Genomic DNA, 23652 nt, shown 5'->3' with positions numbered 1-23652 from the left:
TTCCTGGATTAACGCGGCGTCTGTGAGTTTTTCGCGAGCAAGCTCGCTCCTACAGTGGCTTTCAGCGGCCCTTGATCACCATATCCACTGGCGTCTCACCCACTGCCTGCCAGTTCGGCCGATACATCGACTCCACCTGCGGCGGCGGCACGCGGTAAGTTCCCGGTGTCACCGCACGCGCCAGGTACAGCAAGTGCGTGGTGCCATAGCCATCCAGATTCATCGCTGCCACGTAGCGATCGTCCCTGAACTCCTGGTGCTTGAGCGAGGCATTCTGCATCGACTCACGCCACTCTTTCACTTGGCTGCTGGCGTTCTCAAGGCTCGCCGCGCTTTGGGCCAGGTTCTGGTTTTCCAGTTCCAGGCCGGCAGGCAACAGGTCAACCACCAGAGCATCCGGTACGCGTTGCTTGGCGCTGACCGCCAAGTGCACCAGTACCAGATCACCGCTGTTGAGGTTACGCAGGTTCAACGGTTGGCCGTTCATGCCCAGGTATTCGCGGCGGATACTCAGGTTGTTGCCACCGGCCGCTGGCGGCACTTGTGGATAACCCGAAACCGTCAATTGTTGGTACACCGGCGCTTCACCCTGATTGCTCAAGGCCAGGTCGCTGGAGAGCAGTGCGCCGTCCAATTGCAACGTCGATTGCTGGTTGTTCAACTCACGCACACCGCCGCTGCCGGTGAGCGACACTTGCCAGTTCGTTTCCGGCTTGGCGAACCCGAGGCGCCCGGCCAGGAACAGCGAATTACGCTCCTGGGTAGACAGGTACGGGCTGGCCGCCAATTGGTCAGACAGGGTGAACAAACGCTCCTCGCGCTGGCCCTTGGCCAAGTCGTTCTCCTCCAGCAACGCCAGGATCATCGCCTGGTCGCGCAACGGGCTGCCGTAGTCGGCCAGCCACTCATTGGCATTGCGCTGCGCCGCCAAGCCGGCCACCAACGCCTGATCCGCGCGTGGCTGGTCACCCATTTTCTGCAGGGCAATGGCCAACTGCACCAGCGGCAAGCCGGAGCGTGCATCGCTGCGCCGTTCGAACAGACTGCGCAACGCACCCAACGGCGCCTGCTGACTGCGCGCCAACACCATGCCGGCATACGCCTGCACGGCAAACCGGGTGTGTTCAGCGTTGTCGCTGTAATCCACCTCGATCAGGTTACGTTCCTGCACATACCGCAACAGGCGCTCGCTGGCCTTCTTCAAGGCTTCAGGCGGGACGGCAAAACCCTGGTCGCGGGCGCGCAGCAGGAAGTCAGTGACATAGGCAGTCAGCCAATATTCTTCCTCGCCATCGGCGCCCCACAAACCGAAGCTGCCGTTGTAGCGCTGCATGCCCAACAGGCGCTCGATGCCCAACTCGATCTTGCGCTTGCGCTCGGCATCCGGCTCGCCCTTGATGCTCAGGCGCTTGAGCAGCGCGTCGTCGGCGTACAGCGATGGGTACAAGCCACTGGCGGTTTGCTCCAGGCAACCGTAGGGGTACGCCTTGAGTGCACTGATCTGCGCGCCCAGGTTCAACGGCGGCCGGCTCGACAGGCTCAACAACGCCTCACGTCCCGATGCATCGAATTGATCCAGTGCACCCGACGGCAAGCTCCACGGCTGATCCTTGAGCACGGCACGGTAATGCTTGAGCAAGGCCGGGTACGCCGGGCGTACGCCCAAGGTCCATTCGCGGCTGAACGGCGGCAGGTTTTCACCCGGCAAGTCCAGGCCGTTGACGGTGACCGTGACCTTGCCCTGGCCGAGCCCGCCCCAGGCTTGTACCGGAATACGCAACGTGGTGCGCTGGCCTTGCTTGAGTTCAACCGACTGCGCGCCGCTGTTGACCAACTGCAACTGACCTTGCGCGGTCAATTGCACATCGAGCTTCTGGGCCTTGCCCGACAGGTTGGAGAGGTCCAGGGCCAAGGTGGTCTGGTCGCCTCCCGCCAGAAAGCGCGGTGCCGACAATTCGGCAATCAGCGGGGCAGCAATCACGGTCTTGCCTTCGGCCATACCGTAGCGATCCTCGCTCCAGGCTTGGGCCATCAGGCGCAGTTCGCCGTTGAAGTCGGGGATATTGACGCTGACTTCGCCCTCGCCTTTCTCGTTCAAGGTCACCGGGGCGCTTTGCAGGGCGACGATGGTTACGCTGGTGTCCGGACGCTTGCCGCCTTTGGCCAACGCCGCGTCGCCACCAAATGCCAGGCTGGCCAGACGGCCCTGGCCGGCTTCGATCAGTTGCCCATAGATGTCGAACTGGTCGACCCCATAGGCTTTGCGGCCGAACAGGCTGGCGTAGGGATCGGGCGTTGGGTATTCGGTGATATTGAGGATGCCCACGTCCACCGCCGCCAGCAGTACGTGCACCTGTTGAGGCACACTGCCATCGGCGTTTTTGGCGGCGATCTTCACCGTGAGTGGTTGTTTGGGGCGCATTTTTTCTGGCGCGGTGAGGGTCAGGCCGAGTTTGCGCTGGGTGCGATCCAGTGGCAGGTGCAGCAAGCCCACGGCGCGTTTAGGCGTGATGTTGGCTTTGCGCTCGCCGGGGCGAATGACCAGGGCGCTCACATACAGATCATGGCGCGACCATTTCGGGTCGAGCTTCACCGCAAAGCTTTTGCCTTCGGCCGGCACGTCGATTTCCTGCCACCACAGCGGCCCTTCGGCAGACTCCACCAACAGGTAGCCTTTACCGGCTGCCGGTGGCGTGACGGTGACGTTGGCGGTGTCGCCATCACCATAGGCGGGTTTGTCCAACGCCAGCTTGACCTGGTCGGGGCGCACGGCGCCGCCTTCGGTGTTGTCCTGAGCTTGGTAGCCGGCCCAGAAACGCAGGCTGCTGACCAGCCCGGTGTGCGGGTCTTCAACCTCCACACGGTAAGGGCCCCACTCCACCTGGAAGCTGACCTTGGCGGTGTCGCCCGCCTTGATGTTCAGGCCCTGCTCATCGAGGTTGAGGAATTTCTCGTTGAAGTGGTAGCTCCAGCCGTCATTCTCCGAGTAGTTCCAGTAGTAGTCGCGGCGCTCACGCACCAGGCGCACCTTGAGGTCTTGTGCGGCCAGTTTCTGACCGTCCTGGTTGGCCACCAGCACTTCGAATTCCACCGGGCCATCGCCGTTGGTTTCCTTGCCGTCAAACAACCCGCGCAGGCCCGGCAATTGCTCGGCCGGCCAGATAGGCTGCACCAGGCGCCGGGTGATCGGCCGCCCGCCGGACTCCTGCAGGCTGGCTTGCACGATCAATTGCAGCGGCGACTTGGCCTCGGCCCACTTGCTTTCCAGGGTCAGCGCTTGCTCGCCATTGGCGTCGAGTACGCTTTCGTCCAGTTCGAAATCCTGGCTCAACTCTTCTTCGGTGACGGAACCGAACTGGTAGCCCGGCAGGGATTTGACCGCCTCACGCAGCGGGCGCACATACACCTGGCCACTGACGCGGTTACCGGATGCGGGCGCGCCGTAGAGGTAACGGCCGTTGACCTGGATGACCGGGTTATCCGCCGGGCTCAACGCCGTGTCACTGCCCTTGAGTTCCAGCGCCAGGCGCTCGGGCAGGAAGTCTTCGACGAGGAATTCATAGAGTTGCGGTTTGCCGTCACCGAGGTCGAACACCAACTGCCAACGCCCGGTCGGCGCTTCGCCAGCCAGTTGCAACGGGTATTGATACAGGCCCGACGCGTCGGCCTCCCACACGAACTTGCGACTTACCTGTTCATCCGGGCGCCGCACTTCGACGCTCACTGGCTGAGGCTTCACCGCCTTGCCATCCTTGTCACGCAACAGTGCGTTGAGCAACACAGTTTCGCCGGGGCGATACAGGTCACGTGGGCCGAACACAAAAAATTGCAATGGGTGGGACGGTTGCCCGCCGATATCGAACTCGGCCAGGTCCAGCGCGGCGCTGTCCAGGCGCAGCAGGCTGGTTTGCTCGCCCTGCTTGGCCAGTAACACCTGGGCTTTTTTCGGCAGCGGCAACTCGGCGTGGCCACCGTCCTCGGTCTTGCCCTGGCCGAGCACGCGCCCTTCGGCATCGAGGATTTCCAGTTCGACGCCGTTCAGTGCCTTGCCGCCTTCCAGGGCCTGGGTAAACACATCCAGGCGATTGGCATAGCGGTGCACGGATAGGCCGATATCACTCAAGGTGAACAGGGTGGCCGGTTGCGAATAGTTGTAGGTGCCCGAAGCGCGCATCACCGCCAGGTACACGCCCGGCTGCTGCAACTGCTTGAGGCCGGCAATCGGTAGCAACAGGGTTTCGCGGGTATTGCGCGCCGGGTTCAGGTCGAAACGCCCGCCGTACACCAGTTCGGCCATTGGCAGCAGTTCACGGGACTCATAGCTTTGCAGGCTGGTATTACGCCCCCACTGCGCCAGGAACGACGGCAGGGATTCGGGTTTGATCCGAAAGAATTCCACGTCGACCTTGTCGACATTCAACGCGATCACCGGCAGGCCCTCGGCCAGGCGCGTCGGCAACAGGGTGCCACGGCTGGCGAAGCCGACGGTGGCTTGCAGGTCGCGGGTTTCCAGGCGGGCGCTGTATTCGGCGGCGAGGGTGTTGCCGTTGACCGCCTTCACCCCGGCGTCCACGGTCAGCACCAGTTTGCGCTGCGGTTCAAGGTGGCGCAGGCGCAATTCCATCAGGTTATCGGACAGTTCCCAGGCGCCATCGACCTTGCCGGACTTGCTGTCTACCAAGTGCAGCTTGTCGGCGAATTTCTGATCGGGGTCCAAGGGGATGGAAAAGCTCACCGACAAGGTGCTGGCCCCGTCCAACTGCACCTCGGACACGTCCACCACGCTCAGCTCACGCCCGGCATAACGCTGCTTGAGCGCTGCCACATCTACCGCGGCTTTCACCGGCTTCGGCGCTGCCGCCACGGTGGGCGCAGGCGGTGCAGCGGGTTTATCGGAAGAATCGCAAGCGCTCAGCAGGGCCAGCGCGCAGGCCAGGAACAGTCCTTTGTTAAGCATGGGGCACTCATAGTCAGAGGGAACCGAGGGGTGAACTATATATCAGCGCCGACCAAGCCGCTGCGGTGCCGGTCACATTGACCGACGGAGGGGCGGTTGGTTCTAGGTAGGCATGAAGCCGAGCCAAATCCCACAACCATTGGCGATCAAGATCAACATGTGGGAGCAACTGGCTTGTCTATCCACACAACTTTGCAGCCTGTAGCACCCGACGGTAACCACGATGCGAAGCGAGCCGCTCTTGATCTGCTCTTGATCTGCTTTTGATCTTGATCTTAAGCGCCCCGTCAAACCACGCTGGCCGGAATTCGACAGGGATTTGGGGGGTAAACCGGCAGGGATGCCGGTTTAGCCGCCCCGCGCCATGGATGGCGCGTGGCGGCGGCCCCCCAAATCACTGGCGGATTACGGGCACACCGAGCCTAGGCGAGGTGCCGAGTGGTGGGGCAAGAGCCCTTTGGTTACTTTGGGGCTCTTTTCCAAAGTGACCCGCCGTCAGGCGGAACCCTAAGTAGCCGTTACCGCAGCAATGGATATATACCCAATCCAACTGTGTCGCCTGCCAGGCCGCCTTCGCGAGCAAGCCCGCTCCCACAGTAGGATCGAAGGGTGTCAGGTAAATAGGCGTCGGCTGGGAGGCCGCCTTCGCAGGCAAGCCAGCTCCCACATTGGCCGGGTACAATGCCGCTCCCCTGAAGGAGACTGCATGTCCACCTTATTGACCGACTGGCGCCACCGCCCCACCCATCGCCGCGTCTGGGCCCTGGCCGCGCCGATGATCCTGTCGAATATCTCGGTGCCGTTGGTGGCCCTGGTGGACAGCATGGTCATCGGCCACCTGCCCCACGCCCACCAACTGGGCGCCGTGGCTGTCGGTGCCAGCCTGTATACCTTCCTCGCCTGGGCCATGGGCTTCCTGCGCATGGGCTCCACCGGCTTCGCCGCCCAAGCCGCCGGGCGCAACGATGGCGCGGCGTTGCGGCAGATCCTGTTGCAAGGCTTGTTGCTGGCGCTGGGCCTGGCGATGCTGCTGGGCACCGCGGGCATTCCCTTGAGCCATCTGGCCCTGGAATGGATGCAGCCTTCGCCAGAACTGAACCAACTGACCCGCGAGTTTTTCCACACCCGTCTGTTCGGCCTGCCCGCCGCCCTCGCCAGCTATGCGCTGGTCGGCTGGTTCCTCGGCACTCAGAATGCGCGGGCGCCGTTGGCGATTCTGCTGACCACCAACCTGGTCAACATTGCGCTTAACCTGTGGTTTGTAATTGGCCTGGACTGGGGCGTGGTCGGCTCCGCCCGTGCCTCGGTGATCGCGGAATGGACCGGCGCCCTGCTCGGCCTGGCGCTCACGCAAAAAGCCCTGCGCGCCTATCCGGGGCATATCGCCTGGGCCGCGTTGAAACTGTGGCAAAGCTGGCGCCCGTTGCTGGCGGTCAACCGCGACATCTTCATCCGCAGCCTGGCGTTGCAGTCGGTGTTTTTCATGATCACCGTGCAAGGCGCAAGGTTGGGCGATGCCACCGTGGCAGCCAATGCGCTGCTGCTTAACGGCCTGTTACTGACGGCTCACGCATTGGATGGCTTGGCCCACGCGGTCGAAGCCCTCTGCGGCCACGCCATCGGCGCCCGTGACCGGCAGGCGTTGCGTCGCTCATTAGTCGTGGCCTGCGGTTGGTCACTGATCGCCAGCATCGGCTTCGCCCTGCTGTTCACCTTCGGCGGCCATCTATTTATCGCCATGCAAACCGATATCCCCAGCGTGCGCGAAACCGCCGATATCTACCTGCCCTACCTTGCGGTATTGCCGTTGATTGCGGTGTGGAGTTATTTGCTCGATGGCTTGTTTATCGGCGCAACGCGCGCGCGGGAGATGCGCAATGGGATGTTGCTGACGGTGCTGCTGGTACTGCCGATTGCCTGGGCGTTGCAGGACATGGGTAACCACGGATTGTGGATCACCTTCCTGCTGTTCATGGCGGTGCGCAGCCTGACGCTGTGGGCAATTGCCTGGCACTTGAATCGGCAAGGGCTGTGGCTGGGCGGGAACTGAAGGAACGCAGACCCAAATGTGGGAGCTGGCTTGCCTGCGATGGCGGTGGGTCAGCCCCCTAACGGTTGCCTGACACTCCGCCATCGCGGGCAAGCCCGCTCCCACATTTTTATTACGAGGACAGGTACGAAGAACGCGTCAGGCCCAGGCGCAACGCATCCAGGAACTGGGTGCGCTCCGAGGCCGAGATCTTCGCACTGGCGCACTTGTCACGGTAATGCGTCATCAACTCCTCCGGCGACAAGTGCACGTAGCGCAGCATGTCTTCGATGGTGTCGTGGGTCTCGATCCCGGCGCTGTACACCGAACCGTCTTCACGCTGGTAGATGTTCACCGAGTCGGTATCACCGAACAGGTTGTGCATGTCACCCAGGATTTCCTGATACGCGCCGACCAGGAAGATCCCCAGCAGGTAGTCCTCGCCTTCGTTCAAGCCGTGCACCGGCAGGCTGGTTTCGATGCTCTGCTCGTCGACGTATTGCTTGATCTTGCCGTCGGAGTCGCAGGTCAGGTCTTGCAGCACGGCGCGGCGCAGCGGCTCTTCGTCGAGGCGGTGCAGCGGCAGGATAGGCAGCACCTGGCCGATGGCCCAGGTATCCGGCAAGCTCTGGAACACCGAGAAGTTGCAGATGTACTTGTCGGCCAGCTTGTCGTTGAGTTCGTCCAGCACCTGGCGGTGCGAACGCTGGCGGGCTTTCAACGAGTTGTGCAGGCGACGGCACACCGCGAAGTAGCACTGTTCGGCCAGGGCTTTTTCCGCCAGGGTCAGCTTGCCGTCGGCGTACTGGGCCGCCACGTCGCTCATGTAGTGGGTGGCGCGCCAGTAGGTTTCGGTGACCATCTCGATGTCGGTCGGGCCGAGCAGGTCCACCAACCATTGCACGGTTTCGGGCAGGCTTTCCTTGTTTTCGATGGTCGGGATTTCGTCATTGTGCTTCTCGACGTCAGTCACCTGCACCACCAGCATGGCGTGGTGAGCGGTCAGGGAGCGGCCGCTTTCTGAGAAGATGTTCGGGTGCGGCAGGCTCTGCGCGTCGCAGAATTCCTTGAGCATGCCCACCACCACGCCGGCGTAGTCGTCCATGTCGTAGTTGATCGAACTGGCGTTGCGCGAGTGGGTACCGTCGTAGTCCACGCCCAGGCCACCGCCGACGTCGATGTGGTCCACCGGCAGGCCGAGGTTGCGCAGTTCGCCGTAGTAACGAATGGCTTCCTTGAACCCGTGCTGGTAGTCAGCCAGGTTGGCGATTTGCGAGCCCATGTGAAAGTGCAGCAAGCGGATGCCCTGGTCCAGGCCGGCCGCGCGGAAGCGCTCGACCACCGACAGCAACTGCGCCGCCGACAGACCGAATTTGGATTTCTCGCCACCGGTGTCTGCCCACTTGCTCGATGCCAGGGACGACAGGCGCACACGCAGGCCCACCTGCGGCTTGACCTTGAGGCTCGCCGCCTCTTCGATCACCAGCCCTACCTCAGACTCTTTCTCGATCACGATGAACACGTTGTGGCCGAGCTTCTGGCCCATCAGCGCCAGGCGGATGAACTCACGATCTTTATAACCGTTGCAGACGATGGTGCCGCCCTTCGGCGCCAAGGCCAACACGGCCAGCAGCTCAGGCTTGGAGCCGGCTTCCAGGCCGATGGAGACGTTCTGGGTGGCAATGATGTTCTCGATCACCGCTTCCTGCTGGTTCACCTTGATCGGGTACAGCGCGGTGTACTTGCTCTGGTATTCCAGGCGCTCGATGTTGGCATCGAAGGCACCAGTCAATTGGCGCACGCGGTCTTGCAGGATATCGGGGAAGCGCACCAGCAGCGGCAACGACAGGCCGCTTTTGCGCAACTCGTCGACTTGCTCGTACAAGTCGACGGGTGTGCTGTTCGGGCCGTTCGGACGAACTTCTACGCGACCGGCTTCATTGATCGCGAAATACCCGGCCCCCCAATGGCGAATCCCGTAAACACTGCGGCTGTCCGCAACTGTCCATTGGCTGCCATCGTCTTTGCGTGTGCGTCGTACGGACATCGAAGTCCCCTATAAATGAAGGCGAAGGCGCCACCTCTCGTTCGAGGCTGGCGCAGTCTAAAGAATGAAAATGACGATTTGCCTGCAAGGGAAGTAGACCCCACTGGCAGGACAGAGTTTAGCCACAGGTTGGGAAGAGGTTTTCAGCCGCCGGTCTTCTTGGCCTTGTACCCGAGCTTGATCAGCTCGGCCAACAGCAACTCGACGTGATCGCCCTGGATCTCGATGACCCCGTCTTTCAACGCGCCACCGGTGCCACAGCGCTTTTTCAGCGAGGTGGCCAGTTCCTTCAGGGCCTCTTCAGCCAGGGGCACGCCGGTGATGGTGGTCACCGTCTTGCCGCCACGGCCTTTGCTCTCGCGACGCACGCGGGCAATACCGTCGCCTTCGGGGATCAGGGTCTGTTTGCAGGTGCACGAATCCACGGGCTGACGACAGTCCGGGCAGTGTCGACCTGCGTCGGTGGAAAATACCAGGCCACCAAGGGCGGCGAAGGATGCGGCTTTTTTGGCCACCGGCAATCCTCTTGGGAGGATGAAGACTGATCGGCGCCACACAAGGCGGTGACCGACCGCGAAGCCCCACTCAGGCAGGGGCAGCGCTACCGAACCGCTAATGTGGTTCGGGTGAAAAGGCGCGCAGTGTAACGGCAAAAAGCCGACTTGCTAAGAGCCAAATGGCGCCATTTTTTGCAACTTTAGCGACGCGAGGCCAGATAGCGCCGCAACCCTTCCTGGGCGTCCGGGCAGTAGGGCTTTTGTTCGGCCTCCTGCTGGATGATTTCGATGCTTAAAAACCGCGCTTCCATGACCTCCTCGGGCTGCAGGCGCAGGGGGCCGTCCCAGAGGGCGGAGTAGGATTTGCACCAAAGCCGACTGTCGCCATCCTCAAAATAGAAATGGTCATGTTCGGTCAAGGGCACACCGCTGACGCCCAACTCCTCTTCCAGCTCGCGGGCTGCCGAAACGGCATAACTCTCACCTTTGGCCACCATCCCACCCGCCGCCGTATCCCAATATCCTGGATACAACGCCTTGCTCAGCGTGCGCCGGTGCACACACAGCTCGCCTCTGGAATTGAACAGGAAGATAAAGGTGCAACGGCCGATCAAGCCGCGCTGGCGCAGGTCAGACCTGACCAGGTGGCCGAGCAGGTGGTCCTGCTCGTCGACCCAGCAGATCAGTTCAGCATCGGAAGCCGCTCGGTGTGCGGCCTCCTTTTGAGTAGCGTCCATCATCAACCCTGGTTGAGGAGCTGACGCAAGTCGATCACTGCAGCGTTTGCCCGGGAAATGTAGTTGGCCATCACCAGCGAATGGTTCGCCAGTACACCGAAGCCACTGCCGTTAAGAATCATAGGACTCCATACCGGTTCCTGCGAGGCCTCTAGCTCACGAATGATCTGGCGCACGCTGACGGTGGCGTTTTTCTTGGCCAGTACGTCGGCAAAATCGACTTCGATGGCACGCAACAGATGGGACAGGGCCCACGCCTGGCCGCGCGCTTCGTAGAACACGTTGTCGATCTGCATCCATGGGGTCTCCACCACTTCTTCATCGACCTGGGGCACTTCACCCGGCGCCAGCGCCTCAGTTTTCAGCGCAGTGTTCAGCTTGACCCGGCCCACACTGGCCGACAGGCGCTGGGACAGCGAACCCAAACGGGTGGCCACATCGCCCAGCCAGTTGTTGAGGTTGTCGGCACGCGCATAAAACAGCGCGCCGCGCTGGTTCGGGTCAGACAGGCGCGCTTCGTAGCGGCTCAAGGAATTGATGCCTTCCTGGTATTCCGACTCACTGGAAGGCAGCACCCAGCTCTTGTTATCGAAGTTGAAGCGCGGCTCGGCCTTGGCCAAGTCAGCGTCTTCAGCCGACTGCGACTGGGAGCGAGCAAAGTCTTTACGCAGGGCACGAGTGAGGTCACGCACCTGCACCAGCACGCCGTATTCCCAGCTTGGCATGTTGTCCATCCACAAGCCCGGCGGGAAACGGTCGTTGGAAATATAACCGCCCGGTTTGTTCAGCAAGGTGCCGACCACGGTCTTGAGGGTTTCGACGGTGGTATAGCCGACCACCATCTGCTTGCCTTCCTTCTCGGCGGCAAGCTGGGCATTTTGCTGCACCGGAAACAGCGCCGGCTCCTGGCTCCAGTACCAACCCAGGCCACCGGTGACCAGCAGGTACAGGCCGATGATGCTGAGCAAAGCCCGGCTCATCAGCAAGTTGCGAAAATAGCTGCGGTTGGCCGACTTGGGCTCAGGGGCGGGGCCTTTGGCACTGCCTTCACGGTTTTTCCAGTCCAGCATGGCGATATCCTTTCAATCACTTGAGTTCATTCACGTCAATTGTCCGGGTGCGTTCAGACACTCCGACCACAACCCTACCCCATCGTGCCCGTCGGTGCGGGGCTTTTACACGAAAGTGGCGCACCGGGCCGCTTGGACTATAAAGGATGCACACCTTTCACGCTGGGCGACCAGCCGGTCAATAACTGAATCTCAGGCATGCAGACTTAATTGACGTATGACACTCATCTATCAGAAAAGAGGTGCTAGCATAGCGCCATCAGTCGACCTCAGCATGCACCCTCACAGTAGTCAGGATATGACCGAGTCAGAAGACCCCAGCCGCGAGCGTCTCAAGCAGCACTTTGCCCAGCGGGTAATTCATCAGGCACGTCAAATTCTTGAGATCTGGCAGCGCCTGCAGCGCAGCGAGTGGTCGAACGCCGACTTTTCCGAACTCAGCGAAGCCAACCTGCGCCTGCAGCGCTTCGCCGAACGCTTCGAACAGCCCGAACACACGCAACTGGCACGGCATATCAGTGAATCCCTGCAAGCAGTGGATGAGAACCGTGGCCGCCTGAGCAGCCAACTGATCACCGAGCTCAACCGTTTGATGCAACGCCTGTCCCGCACCGGCCTGCGCCAGGGCGATCAGCTTGAGCAAACCTTCCTGCCGCCGATACGCAAGCCGATCTACGTGATGCTCGCCGACCATGACCGCGCCGAGCGCCTGGCCAAGCAGCTCGAATTCTTTGGCATGAGCGCCCACGCTCTGGACAGCGTCGCCGCCTTTCGCGCGGCCATGACCGAGCGATTGCCGTCGGCGATCGTGATGGACGTGGACTTCTGCGGCACGGGGCTGGGCCTGAAGCTCGCCGCAGAAGCCCAAGAAGGCCTGGAGCACAAGCTGCCACTGTTGTTTTTCAGCCTGCACGAAACCGACACCCCGACGCGCCTGGCCGCCGTGCGCGCCGGTGGCGAAGAGTTTCTGACCGGCACCTTGGAAGCCTCAAGCCTGCTGGAAAAGATCGAAGTGCTGACCTGCGCGGCCCAGTACGAACCGTACAAAGTGCTGATCATCGACGATTCGCGGGCCCAGGCGCTGCACACCGAACGCCTGCTCAACAGTGCCGGCATTGTCACCCGCACCTTGATCGAACCGATCCAGGCCATGGCCGAGCTGGCGGATTTCCAGCCCGACCTGATCATCCTCGACATGTACATGCCTGCCTGTACCGGCACCGAACTGGCCAAGGTGATTCGCCACAACGACCGCTACGTCAGCGTGCCCATCATCTACCTATCGGCTGAAGACGACCTGGATAAGCAGCTGGATGCGATGAGCGAGGGCGGTGACGATTTCCTCACCAAACCGATCAAGCCGCGTCACCTGATCACCACCGTGCGCAACCGTGCGTCGCGTGCACGCAACCTGAAGGCACGGATGGTGCGCGACAGCCTGACCGGGCTTTACAACCACACACATATCCTGCAACTGCTCGAAGATTGCAGCTTCCGCGCCCGCCGCGAGAACAAGCCTCTTAGCTTTGCCATGCTCGATATCGACCACTTCAAGCGCGTCAATGACAGCCACGGCCACCCTATGGGCGACCGGGTGATCAAGAGCCTGGCACTGTTTCTCAAGCAGCGTTTGCGCAAGACCGATTACATCGGCCGCTACGGCGGTGAAGAATTCGCCATCGTGATGCCCGACACCGACCTGGAATCGGCCTGCAAGGTGCTGGACGACATTCGTCGGCGCTTTGCAGAAATCCACTACCCCGCCCAACCGCAGGATTTGTGGTGCACCTTCAGCGCCGGCCTGGTGGAGCTGTGCGACGGTTCCGACAGCTTAATGATGGCCGCCCAGGCTGACGAAGCGCTGTACCGCGCCAAGGACGCCGGACGCAATCGAGTGCAAGCCGCTCGCACATCAAAGCAAAGTGCCATCTTTTCACCAGAATCCACCGATTCGGTCATAACGCTGTAATACAAACGCAATAAATTCAGGCGCTTATCTCCTGCCGTCGGTTGAAACCCCGCATGCGCCTGAAGCTGCTGACCAATCTCAATACCCTTCTGCTGGTGGCCGTGTGCCTGGCCCTCGGGGCGACGCTGTGGTGGTCGCAACGGGCGCTGGAGCGCCCGTACTTGTTGATGGAGCGCTACTTGGGTTTGTCCCAGGTCTTTCAAAACCAGGCTGCCCGCAACATCGAGGACTACTTGGCCAGCGGCGATGCCCTGCGCCTGAGCAGTGCCACCCAGAGCCTGGAAAGCCTGCAGCTGCAACTGGGCGAACTGCCGCCCGAATTGGCGCAAAGCCTGCGGCCCAGCCTCGCGGAGTTGGAGACCTTCAGCAAGACCGACCTGCTGGCCGCCGGTAAATTGGCTGGCGACCCGCAAGCCCTGTTGCTGCAAGCCGAACGAGAACTGGGCGCGAACCTGGAACAACTGACCCAGTACGCCAGCGGCGTCAATTCTGCGGAGGCTGCGCGCTATATGCCGCCATTGCTCGCCGCCTCACAGCACCTGGGCAAGCTGTCTCTGGCCCGCGACAAGCTGGTCAGCAGCGGGCGCGCCGAGTTGGCTGCGGATGTCGAGCGCGAAGTGACCAACCTGAGAACCCAGGCCGACCTGCTCGGGCAACTGCCCTTATTGGGAATAAAGGCCAGCGCAGAATCCAACACCGACGATTTTTCCGCGCTGATGGGCCTGGAAAACACCGAAAAAACCGAAGCCCAGGACACTGGCGTCGACCTCAAGCGCGAACTCAACAGCCTGTTGACCCGCTACCCCGCCGAGTTGCAGCGCACCCGCGAGCAGATCCAGCAACGCGCCGACCTCGCCGCCAGCACCCACCTAAAAATCACCAACGTGCAACACGCCATCGCCGGCCTCGAACCCGTGGTGCGCGCGCAACACGCGAAGATTCAGGGTGAAGTACGCGTGATGCAGGGTGTGATGATTGGCCTGATCCTGCTGATCGCATTGCTGATCGACACCCTGCAGCGCCGCCTGGCGCGCGTGCTGACCAACCTGGCGCCGGCCTTGTCGACCTGGGCCGAAGGCGACTTCAGCCAACCGATTGACTTAGGCAAGACCAACCGCGAGCTGCACGATATCGAGGCCTCCCTTAACCGCCTGCGCGCCTACCTGGTGGACCTGGTCGGCACCATCCGTGGCAATGCCGAAGAAGTGGCGGGCAGCAGCCGCGCCCTGGCCGAACTGAGCAGCGGCCTGCACGACAGCGCCGAACGCCAGGCCGGCGACACCGCGCAAATCCGTGATTCCCTGGGCGAGCTGGAAGCCACCATCCAGCAAGTTGCCGGGGATGCCAGCCAGGCAGCCGGAGCCAGCCGCAGTGCGGGCCAAGCCGTGGAGCAAGGCCAGCGCGTGATCGGCCTGAGCCTCACCGGGCTGCATGCGCTGGTGGGCGAAGTGCAGCAAAACGCGCAGATGATCGAGAAACTTGCCGAAGAGTCCGCCACCATCGGCGGCGTGCTCACGGTGATTCGCTCGATTGCCGACCAGACCAACCTGCTTGCGCTCAACGCCGCCATCGAAGCCGCCCGCGCCGGTGAGGCCGGGCGTGGTTTCGCCGTGGTGGCCGACGAGGTGCGCTCCCTGGCCCAGCGTACCGCCGGCGCCACCGCCGAAATCCAGGGCCTGATCGCCGGCCTGCAAACCGCCGCGCACCAGTCGGTAGAAGGCATGCGCGCCCAGGTCGAACACGCCGAAGCCACCGCCCAGCAAGCCCAGGCGGCGGATGGCGCGCTGGATGAGATCGTCGGGGCGATCCAGACCATCTCGGATACCGCCGTACGCATTGCCGATGTGACCGCGCAACAGAGTGGCGCCGTGAGCGAGATACGCGACAACAGTGAGCGGATTCATCAATTGGGTGAGGATAATTTGCTGCGTATTGGCCAGGGTCGCAGCCAGGGCGAACACCTGCTGGTGCTGGGCGGGCAGCTTACTACCGCCGTGCAAGCCTTCCGCGTCTGACCCGTTCCAATGTGGGAGCTGGCTGATCGTTCCCACGCTCCGCGTGGGAATGTCGCCCCAGACGCTCCGCGTCCCGCTTTAAAGCCGTGACGCAGAGCATCACTGGATGCGTGCCCACGCGGAGCGTGGGCACGATCAGCTCCCACACTGACCAAATGCCGGCTCCCAGTCATAAATTTTGCGCAATCCTCGCTAATCGTGCCGGCTACTGCATAGAACTGGACAGTCACAAAGGCTTTGCGGCATAGTCGCCGGGTTCTGACGCACCCACACCAATAACAAGGAACAGCCAATGGCGACCTTACTGGTTCTTCACGGACCCAACCTGAACCTGCTCGGCACCCGTGAACCGGGCGTCTACGGGGCAGTGACCCTCGACCAGATCAACCTCGACCTGGAAAAAAGGGCCCGTGAAGCCGGCCACCATTTGCTCTACCTGCAAAGCAATGCCGAGTATGAATTGATTGATCGCATCCATGCCGCGCGCGGCGAAGGCGTGGACTTTATTCTGATCAATCCCGCCGCTTTTACGCATACAAGCGTTGCATTACGTGACGCGTTGCTGGCGGTGAGCATCCCATTCATCGAAGTGCATTTATCGAACGTGCACAAACGCGAAGCTTTCCGCCATCACTCTTACTTCTCCGACGTAGCGGTAGGAGTGATCTGCGGCCTTGGCGCCAGCGGTTACCGACTGGCCCTGGAGGCCGCCCTGGAACACATTGAAGAACAGGCTAAACGCCCCTGACCGACCCTTGGGAGTTGATGATTCATGGATATCCGTAAAGTTAAGAAACTGATCGAACTGCTGGAAGAATCCGGTATCGACGAGCTGGAAATCAAGGAAGGCGAAGAGTCCGTACGGATCAGCCGTCACAGCAAGACCCCGGCCCAACAGTTCTACGCGCCACAGATGCAAGCACCGGCTCCAGCCGCTGCTGCTCCGGCTGCCGCACCTGCCGCCGCCGCTGCACCTGCCGCCCCAGCCGCGCCTGCGCTGAATGGCTTCGTGGTCAAGTCGCCAATGGTCGGTACTTTCTACCGCACCCCGGCACCGACCTCGCCAGCCTTCGTTGAAGTGGGCAAAACCGTGAAAGTGGGTGACACCATCTGCATCGTTGAAGCGATGAAAATGATGAACCACATCACCGCGGAAAAAGCCGGCGTCATCGAATCCATCCTGGTAGAAAACGGTCAGCCGGTTGAGTACGACCAGCCGCTGTTCACCATCGTTTGAACCGCGGAGCGCCTTCGATGTTGAAACCTGCGAAGAAACTGCAAAAAGTCCTGATCGCCAACCGCGGCGAGATCGCGCTGCGTATCCTGCGCGCCTGTAAGGAAGAGGGCATCAAGACCGTCGCTGTTTACTCGACGGCCGATACCGAATTGATGCACGTGAAGCTGGCGGACGAAAGCATTTGCATCGGCCCGCCACTGGCCACGAACTCGTACCTGAAAGTCTCGAACATCATCGCTGCGGCAGAAGTGACCGGCGCTGATGGCATCCACCCAGGCTACGGCTTCCTCGCGGAAAACGCCGATTTTGCCGAACAAGTGGAAAAATCCGGGTTTGCCTTCATCGGCCCCAAAGCCGAAACCATTCGCCTGATGGGCGACAAGGTCTCGGCCAAGGACGCCATGATCGCGGCCGGCGTGCCAACCGTTCCAGGCTCCGACGGCCCACTGCCTGAAGACGAGGAAACCGCTCTGCGCATTGGTCGCGAAGTCGGTTACCCAGTGATCATCAAGGCCGCCGGTGGCGGTGGTGGTCGCGGAATGCGTGTGGTGCACAAGGAAGAAGAGCTGATCGAAGCCGCCAAGCAGACCCGCTCCGAAGCGGGCGCCTGGTTCGGTAACCCGATGGTCTACCTGGAGAAGTACCTGACCAACCCACGTCACGTGGAAGTCCAGGTACTGTCCGACGGCCAGGGCCACGCCATCCACCTGGGCGACCGCGATTGCTCGCTGCAACGTCGTCACCAGAAGGTATTGGAAGAAGCCCCGGCACCGGGCCTGGACGAGAAAGCCCGCCAGGAAGTCCTGGCACGCTGCGTCAAGGCGTGCATCGACATCAACTACCGTGGCGCCGGTACTTTCGAGTTCCTCTACGAGAACGGCCGCTTCTACTTCATCGAGATGAACACTCGCGTGCAGGTAGAGCACCCGGTATCGGAGATGGTCACCGGTATCGACATCGTCAAGGAGATGCTGAGCATCGCCGCTGGCAACGTGCTGTCCTTCACCCAGGACGACGTGAAGATGCACGGCCACTCCCTGGAGTGCCGCATCAACGCCGAAGACCCGAAAACCTTTATCCCAAGCCCTGGCCTGGTCAAGCATTTCCACGCGCCAGGCGGCAACGGCGTACGTGTGGATTCGCACCTGTACAGCGGCTACAAGGTTCCGTCCAACTACGACTCACTGATCGGCAAGCTGATCACCTGGGGCGCGACCCGCGACGAGGCCATGGCCCGTATGCGCAACGCCCTGGACGAAATCGTGGTCGACGGCATCAAGACCAACATCCCGCTGCATCGGGACCTGGTTCGTGATGAAGGCTTCTGCGAAGGTGGTGTGAACATTCACTACCTGGAACACAAGCTGGCCAACCAGTAAGTGCTCCACCCAACAAAACCGCCTTCGGGCGGTTTTGTTGTTTGTGGCCCACCGCCCCCTGATCGTTCCCACGCTCCGCGTGGGAACGCCTCTTGTGGCGCTCCGCGCCACGCCTTAACAACGGGACGCGGAGCGTCCGAGGCGGCATTCCCACGCCGAGCGTGGGAACGATCGTCGGCGCAGTCGTCTTCTGGCTTGCTCTCGCGTAAACTTGCGCGCTTTCGCGGCCAGCCCGCCGCACACTCATTTTATTCAAAGGTGCCCGCCATGCCTTGGCTGCAAGTCCGTCTCGCCATCAGCCCAGAACAAGCCGAAACCTACGAAGACGCGTTCCTCGAAGTGGGCGCCGTGTCGGTGACCTTCATGGACGCCGAAGACCAGCCGATCTTCGAACCGGAACTCAATACCACGCCGCTGTGGTCCCACACCCACTTGCTGGCCCTGTTCGAAGACGGCACCGACGCCGCCGCCGTGCTGGCCCATATGGAACTGCTCACCGGCGGCCCGCTGCCCGAGCATCACAGCGAAGTCATCGAAGACCAGGACTGGGAACGCAGCTGGATGGATAACTTCCAGCCCATGCGTTTCGGCCAGCGCCTGTGGATCGTGCCAAGCTGGCACGCCGCTCCAGAGCCAGACGCCGTCAACCTGCTGCTGGACCCGGGCCTGGCGTTCGGCACCGGCACCCACCCGACCACCGCCTTGTGCCTGGAATGGCTGGACGGCCAGGACCTGACCGACAGCAACGTTTTGGACTTCGGCTGCGGCTCGGGGATTTTGGCAATCGCCGCCCTGCTGCTGGGCGCCAAGGAGGCCGTAGGCACCGATATCGACGTGCAGGCCCTGGAAGCCTCCCGCGATAACGCCGGGCGCAACAACATTGCCGAAGGCAAGTTCCCACTCTACCTGCCTGAGGACCTGCCCCAGGTTCAGGCCGACGTACTGGTGGCCAATATTCTCGCCGGGCCACTGGTGTCGCTGGCGCCGCAACTGTCGAGCCTGGTCAAGCCGGGCGGGCGCCTGGCGCTGTCGGGCATCCTGGCCGAGCAAGGTGAAGACGTGGCGGCGGCCTACGCCAAGGACTTCGAGCTGGACCCGATCGCCAACCGTGATGGCTGGGTACGCATCAGCGGTCGTCGGCGCTAGAATGAGCGCTTGCCTGAATCGGATGGCCGCATGACCGACAGTTTCGTCACCCAGTGCCCACATTGCCAATCGCGCTTTCGCGTCAACCACGCTCAATTGAGCGTGGCCCGCGGCGTGGTGCGTTGCGGCTCGTGCCTGCAAGTGTTCAATGCCGCTCGCCAGTTGCTGGAGCAACGGGCCCAGGCGTCTGCGCCGGAACCTGAAGTGCCGTCCACCGCCGAGCCGGCCGTCGAACCGACTGGCGAAGCACCGCCCGAACCACCACGGGCCATCAGCCAGAAGCAGTGGACGGCCGAAGAGCTGGACCTGGATAACCTGGACAAGGAACTGGCCAGGCTGGAACGTCGCGAGATCCAGCACACCCAGGCCGTGGGCGCAGAACGTCGCCAGCCAGGTGCCGACCGTCGGCAAAAGGAAGAGTCCTTCAGCGCCAGCCGCGATACGGTCAAGGCCGAGGAAGAAAAATGGGCGGCCAGCCTGTTCAGTGAGCCACCCGAAGAGCGCACCCAGGCACCTGAAGAAGAGCCCGAGCCGGCCAAGGCTCCTGCGTCCAAACAGCGCACCGAACCGTCCATGTCGGCCCACACCGACGACCTCGATGACGAACCGGCGCTGCACGCCACCGCCGTGGATGACGACCTCGACCCGCCGCTGACCCCCACCCTCGACGAGCCGGAACCCGAAAACCGCGCGTTCGCGCGACGCAAGCGCGCAAGAACGGAGGCCGGCGCACACGACGAGCTGCTCCAGGACCTGGAAGACGACCCTCTGCACCTGTATGCACATAAGCGCCCGTCAGGCTGGGGCCGCCGCCTGGTCTGGATAGTGCTGGTAGTGCTCGCCGCCGCAGGCCTGGCCGGCCAGTACATCGCCTACCAATTCGACGACCTGGCCCGCCAGGATGCCTACCGCCCGTGGTTCCAGGCGCTGTGCCCGAAACTGGGATGCACCGTGCCATCGCGGGTCGACATTACCCATATCAAGAGCAGCAACCTGGTGGTGCGCAGCCATCCCGAGTTCGCCGGGGCGCTGGTGGTGGATGCCATCCTCTATAACCGCGCGACCTTCTCCCAGCCCTTCCCGCTGCTGGAGCTACGCTTTGCGGACCTGAACGGCGGCCTGATTGCCAGTCGTCGCTTCAAGCCCGCCGAATACCTGAGCGGCGAGTTGGCCGGCGTGAGCGAAATGCCCTCGCAGACGCCGATCCACATCTCCCTGGACATCCTGGACCCCGGAAACAAAGCCGTAAATTACAGCCTGAGCTTCCATTCGCCCGAGTGAAACGGCGTGCCCACCGAGGTTTGACGGCGGATTATTGACTTGGCCGCCGTCGACCAAACCGATGGCGATAAAAAAGTAACTGTTCAGATTTTATCCAATTCAGCCTTTAACCCGTCATCGAGAGCGGGTATCATGCCAACCCTTTTTCGAACTCTAATGATCCGGCCCCACAACAGGGAAGTCCTATGTCGGCGGTACGCATCGGCCCATACACATTGCAAAACGGCTTGATCCTCGCCCCGATGGCGGGTGTCACCGACCAGCCCTTTCGTCAGCTGTGCAAGCGTTTGGGCGCGGGTCTAGTAGTCTCTGAAATGGTTACCAGCGACATGAGTTTGTGGAACACCCGCAAGTCGCGGATGCGCATGATCCACGAAGGTGATCCCGAGCCACGCTCGGTGCAGATCGCCGGTGGCGATGCGCAGATGCTGGCGGATGCAGCCCGGGCCAATGTGGAGCTGGGTGCACAGATCATCGATATCAACATGGGCTGCCCGGCCAAAAAGGTCTGCAACAAGGCCGCCGGTTCCGCACTGTTGAAAGATGAGCAATTGGTCGCCGAGATCCTGCAGGCCGTTGTCGGCGCAGTGGATGTGCCGGTGACCCTGAAGATTCGGACCGGTTGGGACCGGGACAACAAGAATGGCCTGACAGTGGCGAAGATCGCTGAACAGGCAGGTATTGCAGCGCTGGCGGTGCATGGCCGCACCCGTGCCGACCTTTATACCGGTGAAGCCGAGTACGACACCATTGCCGCGATCAAGCAGGCCGTGTCGATGCCGGTCTTTGCCAATGGCGACATCGACAGTGCCGAGAAAGCCCGGCGCGTGCTGCACGCGACCGGTGCCGATGGCTTGTTGATTGGCCGGGCCGCCCAGGGGCGGCCGTGGATTTTTCGTGAAATCGAGCATTTCCTGCGTACCGGTGAAGTCTTGCCGGCACCAGAGTTGGTCGAGGTGGAACGTATTCTGCTAGAGCATCTGGCCGCCCTGCACGCCTTCTATGGGGACGTGATGGGAGTACGCATTGCTCGCAAGCATGTCGGCTGGTATCTCGCCACCTTGCCGGGCGCCAAGGAATTCCGCGCTCAGTTCAATCGTTTGGATGAAACGCAGGCACAGGTCGCCACCGTTCGTGAGTTCTTCGCCGGACGCGACAAGAGCCTGGGAACAGGGGATGGAGAAGGGGTGGCCGCATGACGATGATGACCGAGACTTTAGTGAGTGGAACAACACCCGTGAGCGACAACGTCAATTTGAAACAGCACCTCAACACGCCGAGCGAAGAAGGCCAGACCCTTCGCGGGAGTGTCGAGAAGGCGCTGCACAATTATTTCGCCCACCTTGAGGGCGCTTCCGTCACGGATGTGTACAACCTGGTGCTCTCCGAAGTCGAGGCGCCCTTGCTCGAAAGCGTGATGAACTACGTCAAGGGCAACCAGACCAAAGCCAGTGAGCTGCTGGGCCTCAACCGTGGCACCTTGCGCAAAAAGCTCAAGCAGTACGATTTGCTGTAAGCATTCAATCAAACCAGAAAGGCGCCCGCGTAAAACCGGTCGCCTTTTTTGCTGACTTCCTTTGCTTTTGATGGAAATTGAGATGACCGACCAGACCACCCGCCTGCCGATCCGCCGTGCCTTGATCAGTGTTTCCGACAAGACCGGGATCCTCGAATTTGCCCGGGAGCTGGAAGCCCTGGGTGTGGAAATCCTCTCCACGGGCGGGACCTTCAAACTGCTGCAGGACAACGGCGTGGCCGCAGTAGAAGTCGCGGACTACACCGGTTTCGCAGAAATGATGGACGGTCGCGTCAAGACCCTGCACCCGAAAATCCACGGCGGCATCCTCGGCCGTCGCGGTATCGACGACGCCATCATGACCGAGCACGGTATCAAGCCGATCGACCTGGTGGCCGTTAACCTGTACCCATTCGAAGCCACCATCAACAAGCCAGGTTGCGACCTGCCGACCGCCATCGAAAACATCGATATCGGCGGCCCAACCATGGTGCGCTCGGCAGCCAAGAACCATAAGGACGTGGCCATCGTGGTCAACGCCAGCGACTACGCCAGCGTCCTGGAAAACCTCAAGGCCGGTGGCCTGACCTACGCCCAGCGCTTTGACCTGATGCTCAAGGCGTTCGAACACACCGCCGCCTACGACGGCATGATCGCCAACTACATGGGCACCGTGAACCAGGCGGCGCCAACCTTGAGCACCGAAGGCCGCAGCCAGTTCCCACGCACCTTCAACAGCCAGTTCATCAAGGCCCAGGAAATGCGCTACGGCGAGAACCCGCACCAGAGCGCGGCATTCTACGTGGAAGCCAAGCCGGCCGAAGTGGGCATCGCCACCGCTACTCAACTGCAGGGCAAGGAACTCTCCTACAACAACGTGGCCGATACCGATGCTGCGCTGGAATGTGTGAAGAGCTTCGTCAAGCCGGCCTGCGTGATCGTCAAGCACGCCAACCCGTGCGGCGTGGCCGTCAGCCCGGACGCTGAAGGCGGTATCCGCCAGGCGTACGAACTGGCCTACGCCACCGACACTGAATCAGCATTCGGCGGCATCATCGCCTTCAACCGCGAGCTGGATGCCGAGACCGCCAAGGCCATCGTCGAGCGTCAGTTCGTCGAAGTGATCATCGCCCCAAGCGTCAGCGAAGAAGCCCGCGCCATCGTCGCTGCTAAAGCCAACGTACGCCTGCTGGCCTGTGGCGAGTGGTCGGCAGACCGCGCCGCCGCCTGGGACTACAAGCGCGTCAATGGCGGCCTGCTGGTACAGAGCCGCGACATCGGCATGATCGGCAGCGACGACTTGAAAGTCGTGACCAAGCGCGCGCCGACCGAGCAAGAGATCAACGACCTGATCTTCGCCTGGAAAGTGGCCAAGTACGTCAAGTCCAACGCCATCGTCTACGCCAAGAACCGCCAGACCATCGGTGTCGGCGCTGGCCAGATGAGCCGTGTGAACTCGGCACGTATCGCAGCGATCAAGGCAGAACACGCCGGTTTGCAGGTGGTGGGTTCGGTGATGGCATCCGATGCGTTCTTCCCGTTCCGTGACGGCCTGGACAACGCCGCGAAAGCAGGCGTGACCGCCGTGATCCAACCGGGCGGCTCGATGCGTGATGCAGAAGTCATCGCCGCCGCTGATGAAGCGGGCATTGCGATGGTCTTCACCGGCATGCGCCACTTCCGCCACTGATTGATCGTTCCCACGCTCCGCGTGGGAACGCAGCCAGGGACGCTCCGCGTCCCTCGGACGCAGAGCGTCCGTAGAGGCATTC

16 protein-coding genes are annotated in these 23652 nt (G+C 61.8%); 11 read left to right on the top strand and 5 right to left on the bottom strand.

Translation table 11 applies throughout. The annotated features are described in order from the left end of the window. Positions 1-61: 61 nt before the first annotated feature. Positions 62-4957 (bottom strand): alpha-2-macroglobulin, encoded by a 4896-nt coding sequence (locus E1K68_RS03925; protein ID WP_212613804.1) that lies wholly within the window; start codon positions 4955-4957, stop codon positions 62-64. 706 nt (positions 4958-5663) lie between these two features. On the opposite strand from E1K68_RS03925, the gene E1K68_RS03920 reads away from it, so the two are divergent. Continuing rightward, a complete protein-coding gene (locus tag E1K68_RS03920; protein WP_212613803.1) occupies positions 5664-7007 on the top strand; it encodes an MATE family efflux transporter in 1344 nt (447 codons plus the stop codon). A gap of 112 nt (positions 7008-7119) precedes the next feature. Here the strand turns inward: E1K68_RS03920 and speA are convergent, their stop codons facing one another. The 4 genes from speA to E1K68_RS03900 form a co-directional block, all read right to left on the bottom strand. After that, positions 7120-9033: an arginine decarboxylase gene (gene speA / locus E1K68_RS03915; protein WP_003188203.1), complete on the bottom strand. Its 1914-nt coding sequence runs from the start codon at positions 9031-9033 to the stop codon at positions 7120-7122. Positions 9034-9176: 143 nt separating this feature from the next. Continuing rightward, positions 9177-9548, bottom strand: a complete 372-nt coding sequence (locus E1K68_RS03910; protein ID WP_212613802.1) for a translation initiation factor Sui1 — start codon at positions 9546-9548, stop codon at positions 9177-9179. A gap of 182 nt (positions 9549-9730) precedes the next feature. After that, positions 9731-10267 carry an NUDIX hydrolase gene (locus tag E1K68_RS03905; protein ID WP_034134796.1) on the bottom strand — a complete coding sequence of 179 codons (537 nt, stop codon included), beginning with the start codon at positions 10265-10267 and terminating at the stop codon, positions 9731-9733. A gap of 2 nt (positions 10268-10269) precedes the next feature. Next, positions 10270-11337, bottom strand: coding sequence for a DUF2333 family protein (locus E1K68_RS03900; RefSeq protein ID WP_003188197.1), 1068 nt, complete (start codon positions 11335-11337; stop codon positions 10270-10272). Between the two features lie 298 nt (positions 11338-11635). On the opposite strand from E1K68_RS03900, the gene E1K68_RS03895 reads away from it, so the two are divergent. The 10 genes from E1K68_RS03895 to purH all read left to right on the top strand — a co-directional run bounded on the left by E1K68_RS03895 (position 11636) and on the right by purH (position 23570). Further along, positions 11636-13306 carry a PleD family two-component system response regulator gene (locus tag E1K68_RS03895; protein ID WP_137205324.1) on the top strand — a complete coding sequence of 557 codons (1671 nt, stop codon included), beginning with the start codon at positions 11636-11638 and terminating at the stop codon, positions 13304-13306. A gap of 53 nt (positions 13307-13359) precedes the next feature. Next, the gene (locus E1K68_RS03890) at positions 13360-15321 is read left to right on the top strand and encodes a methyl-accepting chemotaxis protein (RefSeq protein ID WP_212613801.1); all 1962 of its coding nucleotides are present in this window, start codon (positions 13360-13362) and stop codon (positions 15319-15321) included. Between the two features lie 292 nt (positions 15322-15613). Next, positions 15614-16069: a type II 3-dehydroquinate dehydratase gene (gene aroQ, locus E1K68_RS03885; RefSeq protein WP_003188192.1), complete on the top strand. Its 456-nt coding sequence runs from the start codon at positions 15614-15616 to the stop codon at positions 16067-16069. A gap of 24 nt (positions 16070-16093) precedes the next feature. Then, positions 16094-16558, top strand: a complete 465-nt coding sequence (gene accB / locus E1K68_RS03880) for an acetyl-CoA carboxylase biotin carboxyl carrier protein (protein WP_003188191.1) — start codon at positions 16094-16096, stop codon at positions 16556-16558. Positions 16559-16575: 17 nt separating this feature from the next. Continuing rightward, positions 16576-17937: an acetyl-CoA carboxylase biotin carboxylase subunit gene (gene accC, locus E1K68_RS03875; RefSeq protein ID WP_056782803.1), complete on the top strand. Its 1362-nt coding sequence runs from the start codon at positions 16576-16578 to the stop codon at positions 17935-17937. Positions 17938-18204: 267 nt separating this feature from the next. Continuing rightward, positions 18205-19083 carry a 50S ribosomal protein L11 methyltransferase gene (gene prmA, locus E1K68_RS03870; RefSeq protein WP_034134793.1) on the top strand — a complete coding sequence of 293 codons (879 nt, stop codon included), beginning with the start codon at positions 18205-18207 and terminating at the stop codon, positions 19081-19083. Between the two features lie 30 nt (positions 19084-19113). Continuing rightward, positions 19114-20364 carry a DUF3426 domain-containing protein gene (locus E1K68_RS03865; RefSeq protein ID WP_212613800.1) on the top strand — a complete coding sequence of 417 codons (1251 nt, stop codon included), beginning with the start codon at positions 19114-19116 and terminating at the stop codon, positions 20362-20364. 185 nt (positions 20365-20549) lie between these two features. Beyond that, on the top strand, positions 20550-21563 hold the full coding sequence (gene dusB / locus E1K68_RS03860) for a tRNA dihydrouridine synthase DusB (protein WP_003188182.1): 1014 nt from the start codon (positions 20550-20552) through the stop codon (positions 21561-21563). Continuing rightward, positions 21560-21880 (top strand): DNA-binding transcriptional regulator Fis, encoded by a 321-nt coding sequence (gene fis / locus E1K68_RS03855; protein ID WP_002555375.1) that lies wholly within the window; start codon positions 21560-21562, stop codon positions 21878-21880. Before dusB ends, fis begins: the two co-directional genes overlap by 4 nt. Before the next feature lie 82 nt (positions 21881-21962). Continuing rightward, positions 21963-23570, top strand: a complete 1608-nt coding sequence (gene purH / locus E1K68_RS03850) for a bifunctional phosphoribosylaminoimidazolecarboxamide formyltransferase/IMP cyclohydrolase (protein ID WP_003188169.1) — start codon at positions 21963-21965, stop codon at positions 23568-23570. Positions 23571-23652 lie beyond the last annotated feature (82 nt).

Source organism: Pseudomonas sp. B2021 (assembly GCF_018135665.1).
Classification (GTDB): Bacteria; Pseudomonadota; Gammaproteobacteria; order Pseudomonadales; family Pseudomonadaceae; genus Aquipseudomonas; species Aquipseudomonas lactis.
Note: the sequence above shows the minus strand (reverse complement) of the source record. Positions and strands in the feature narration are given on the sequence as shown.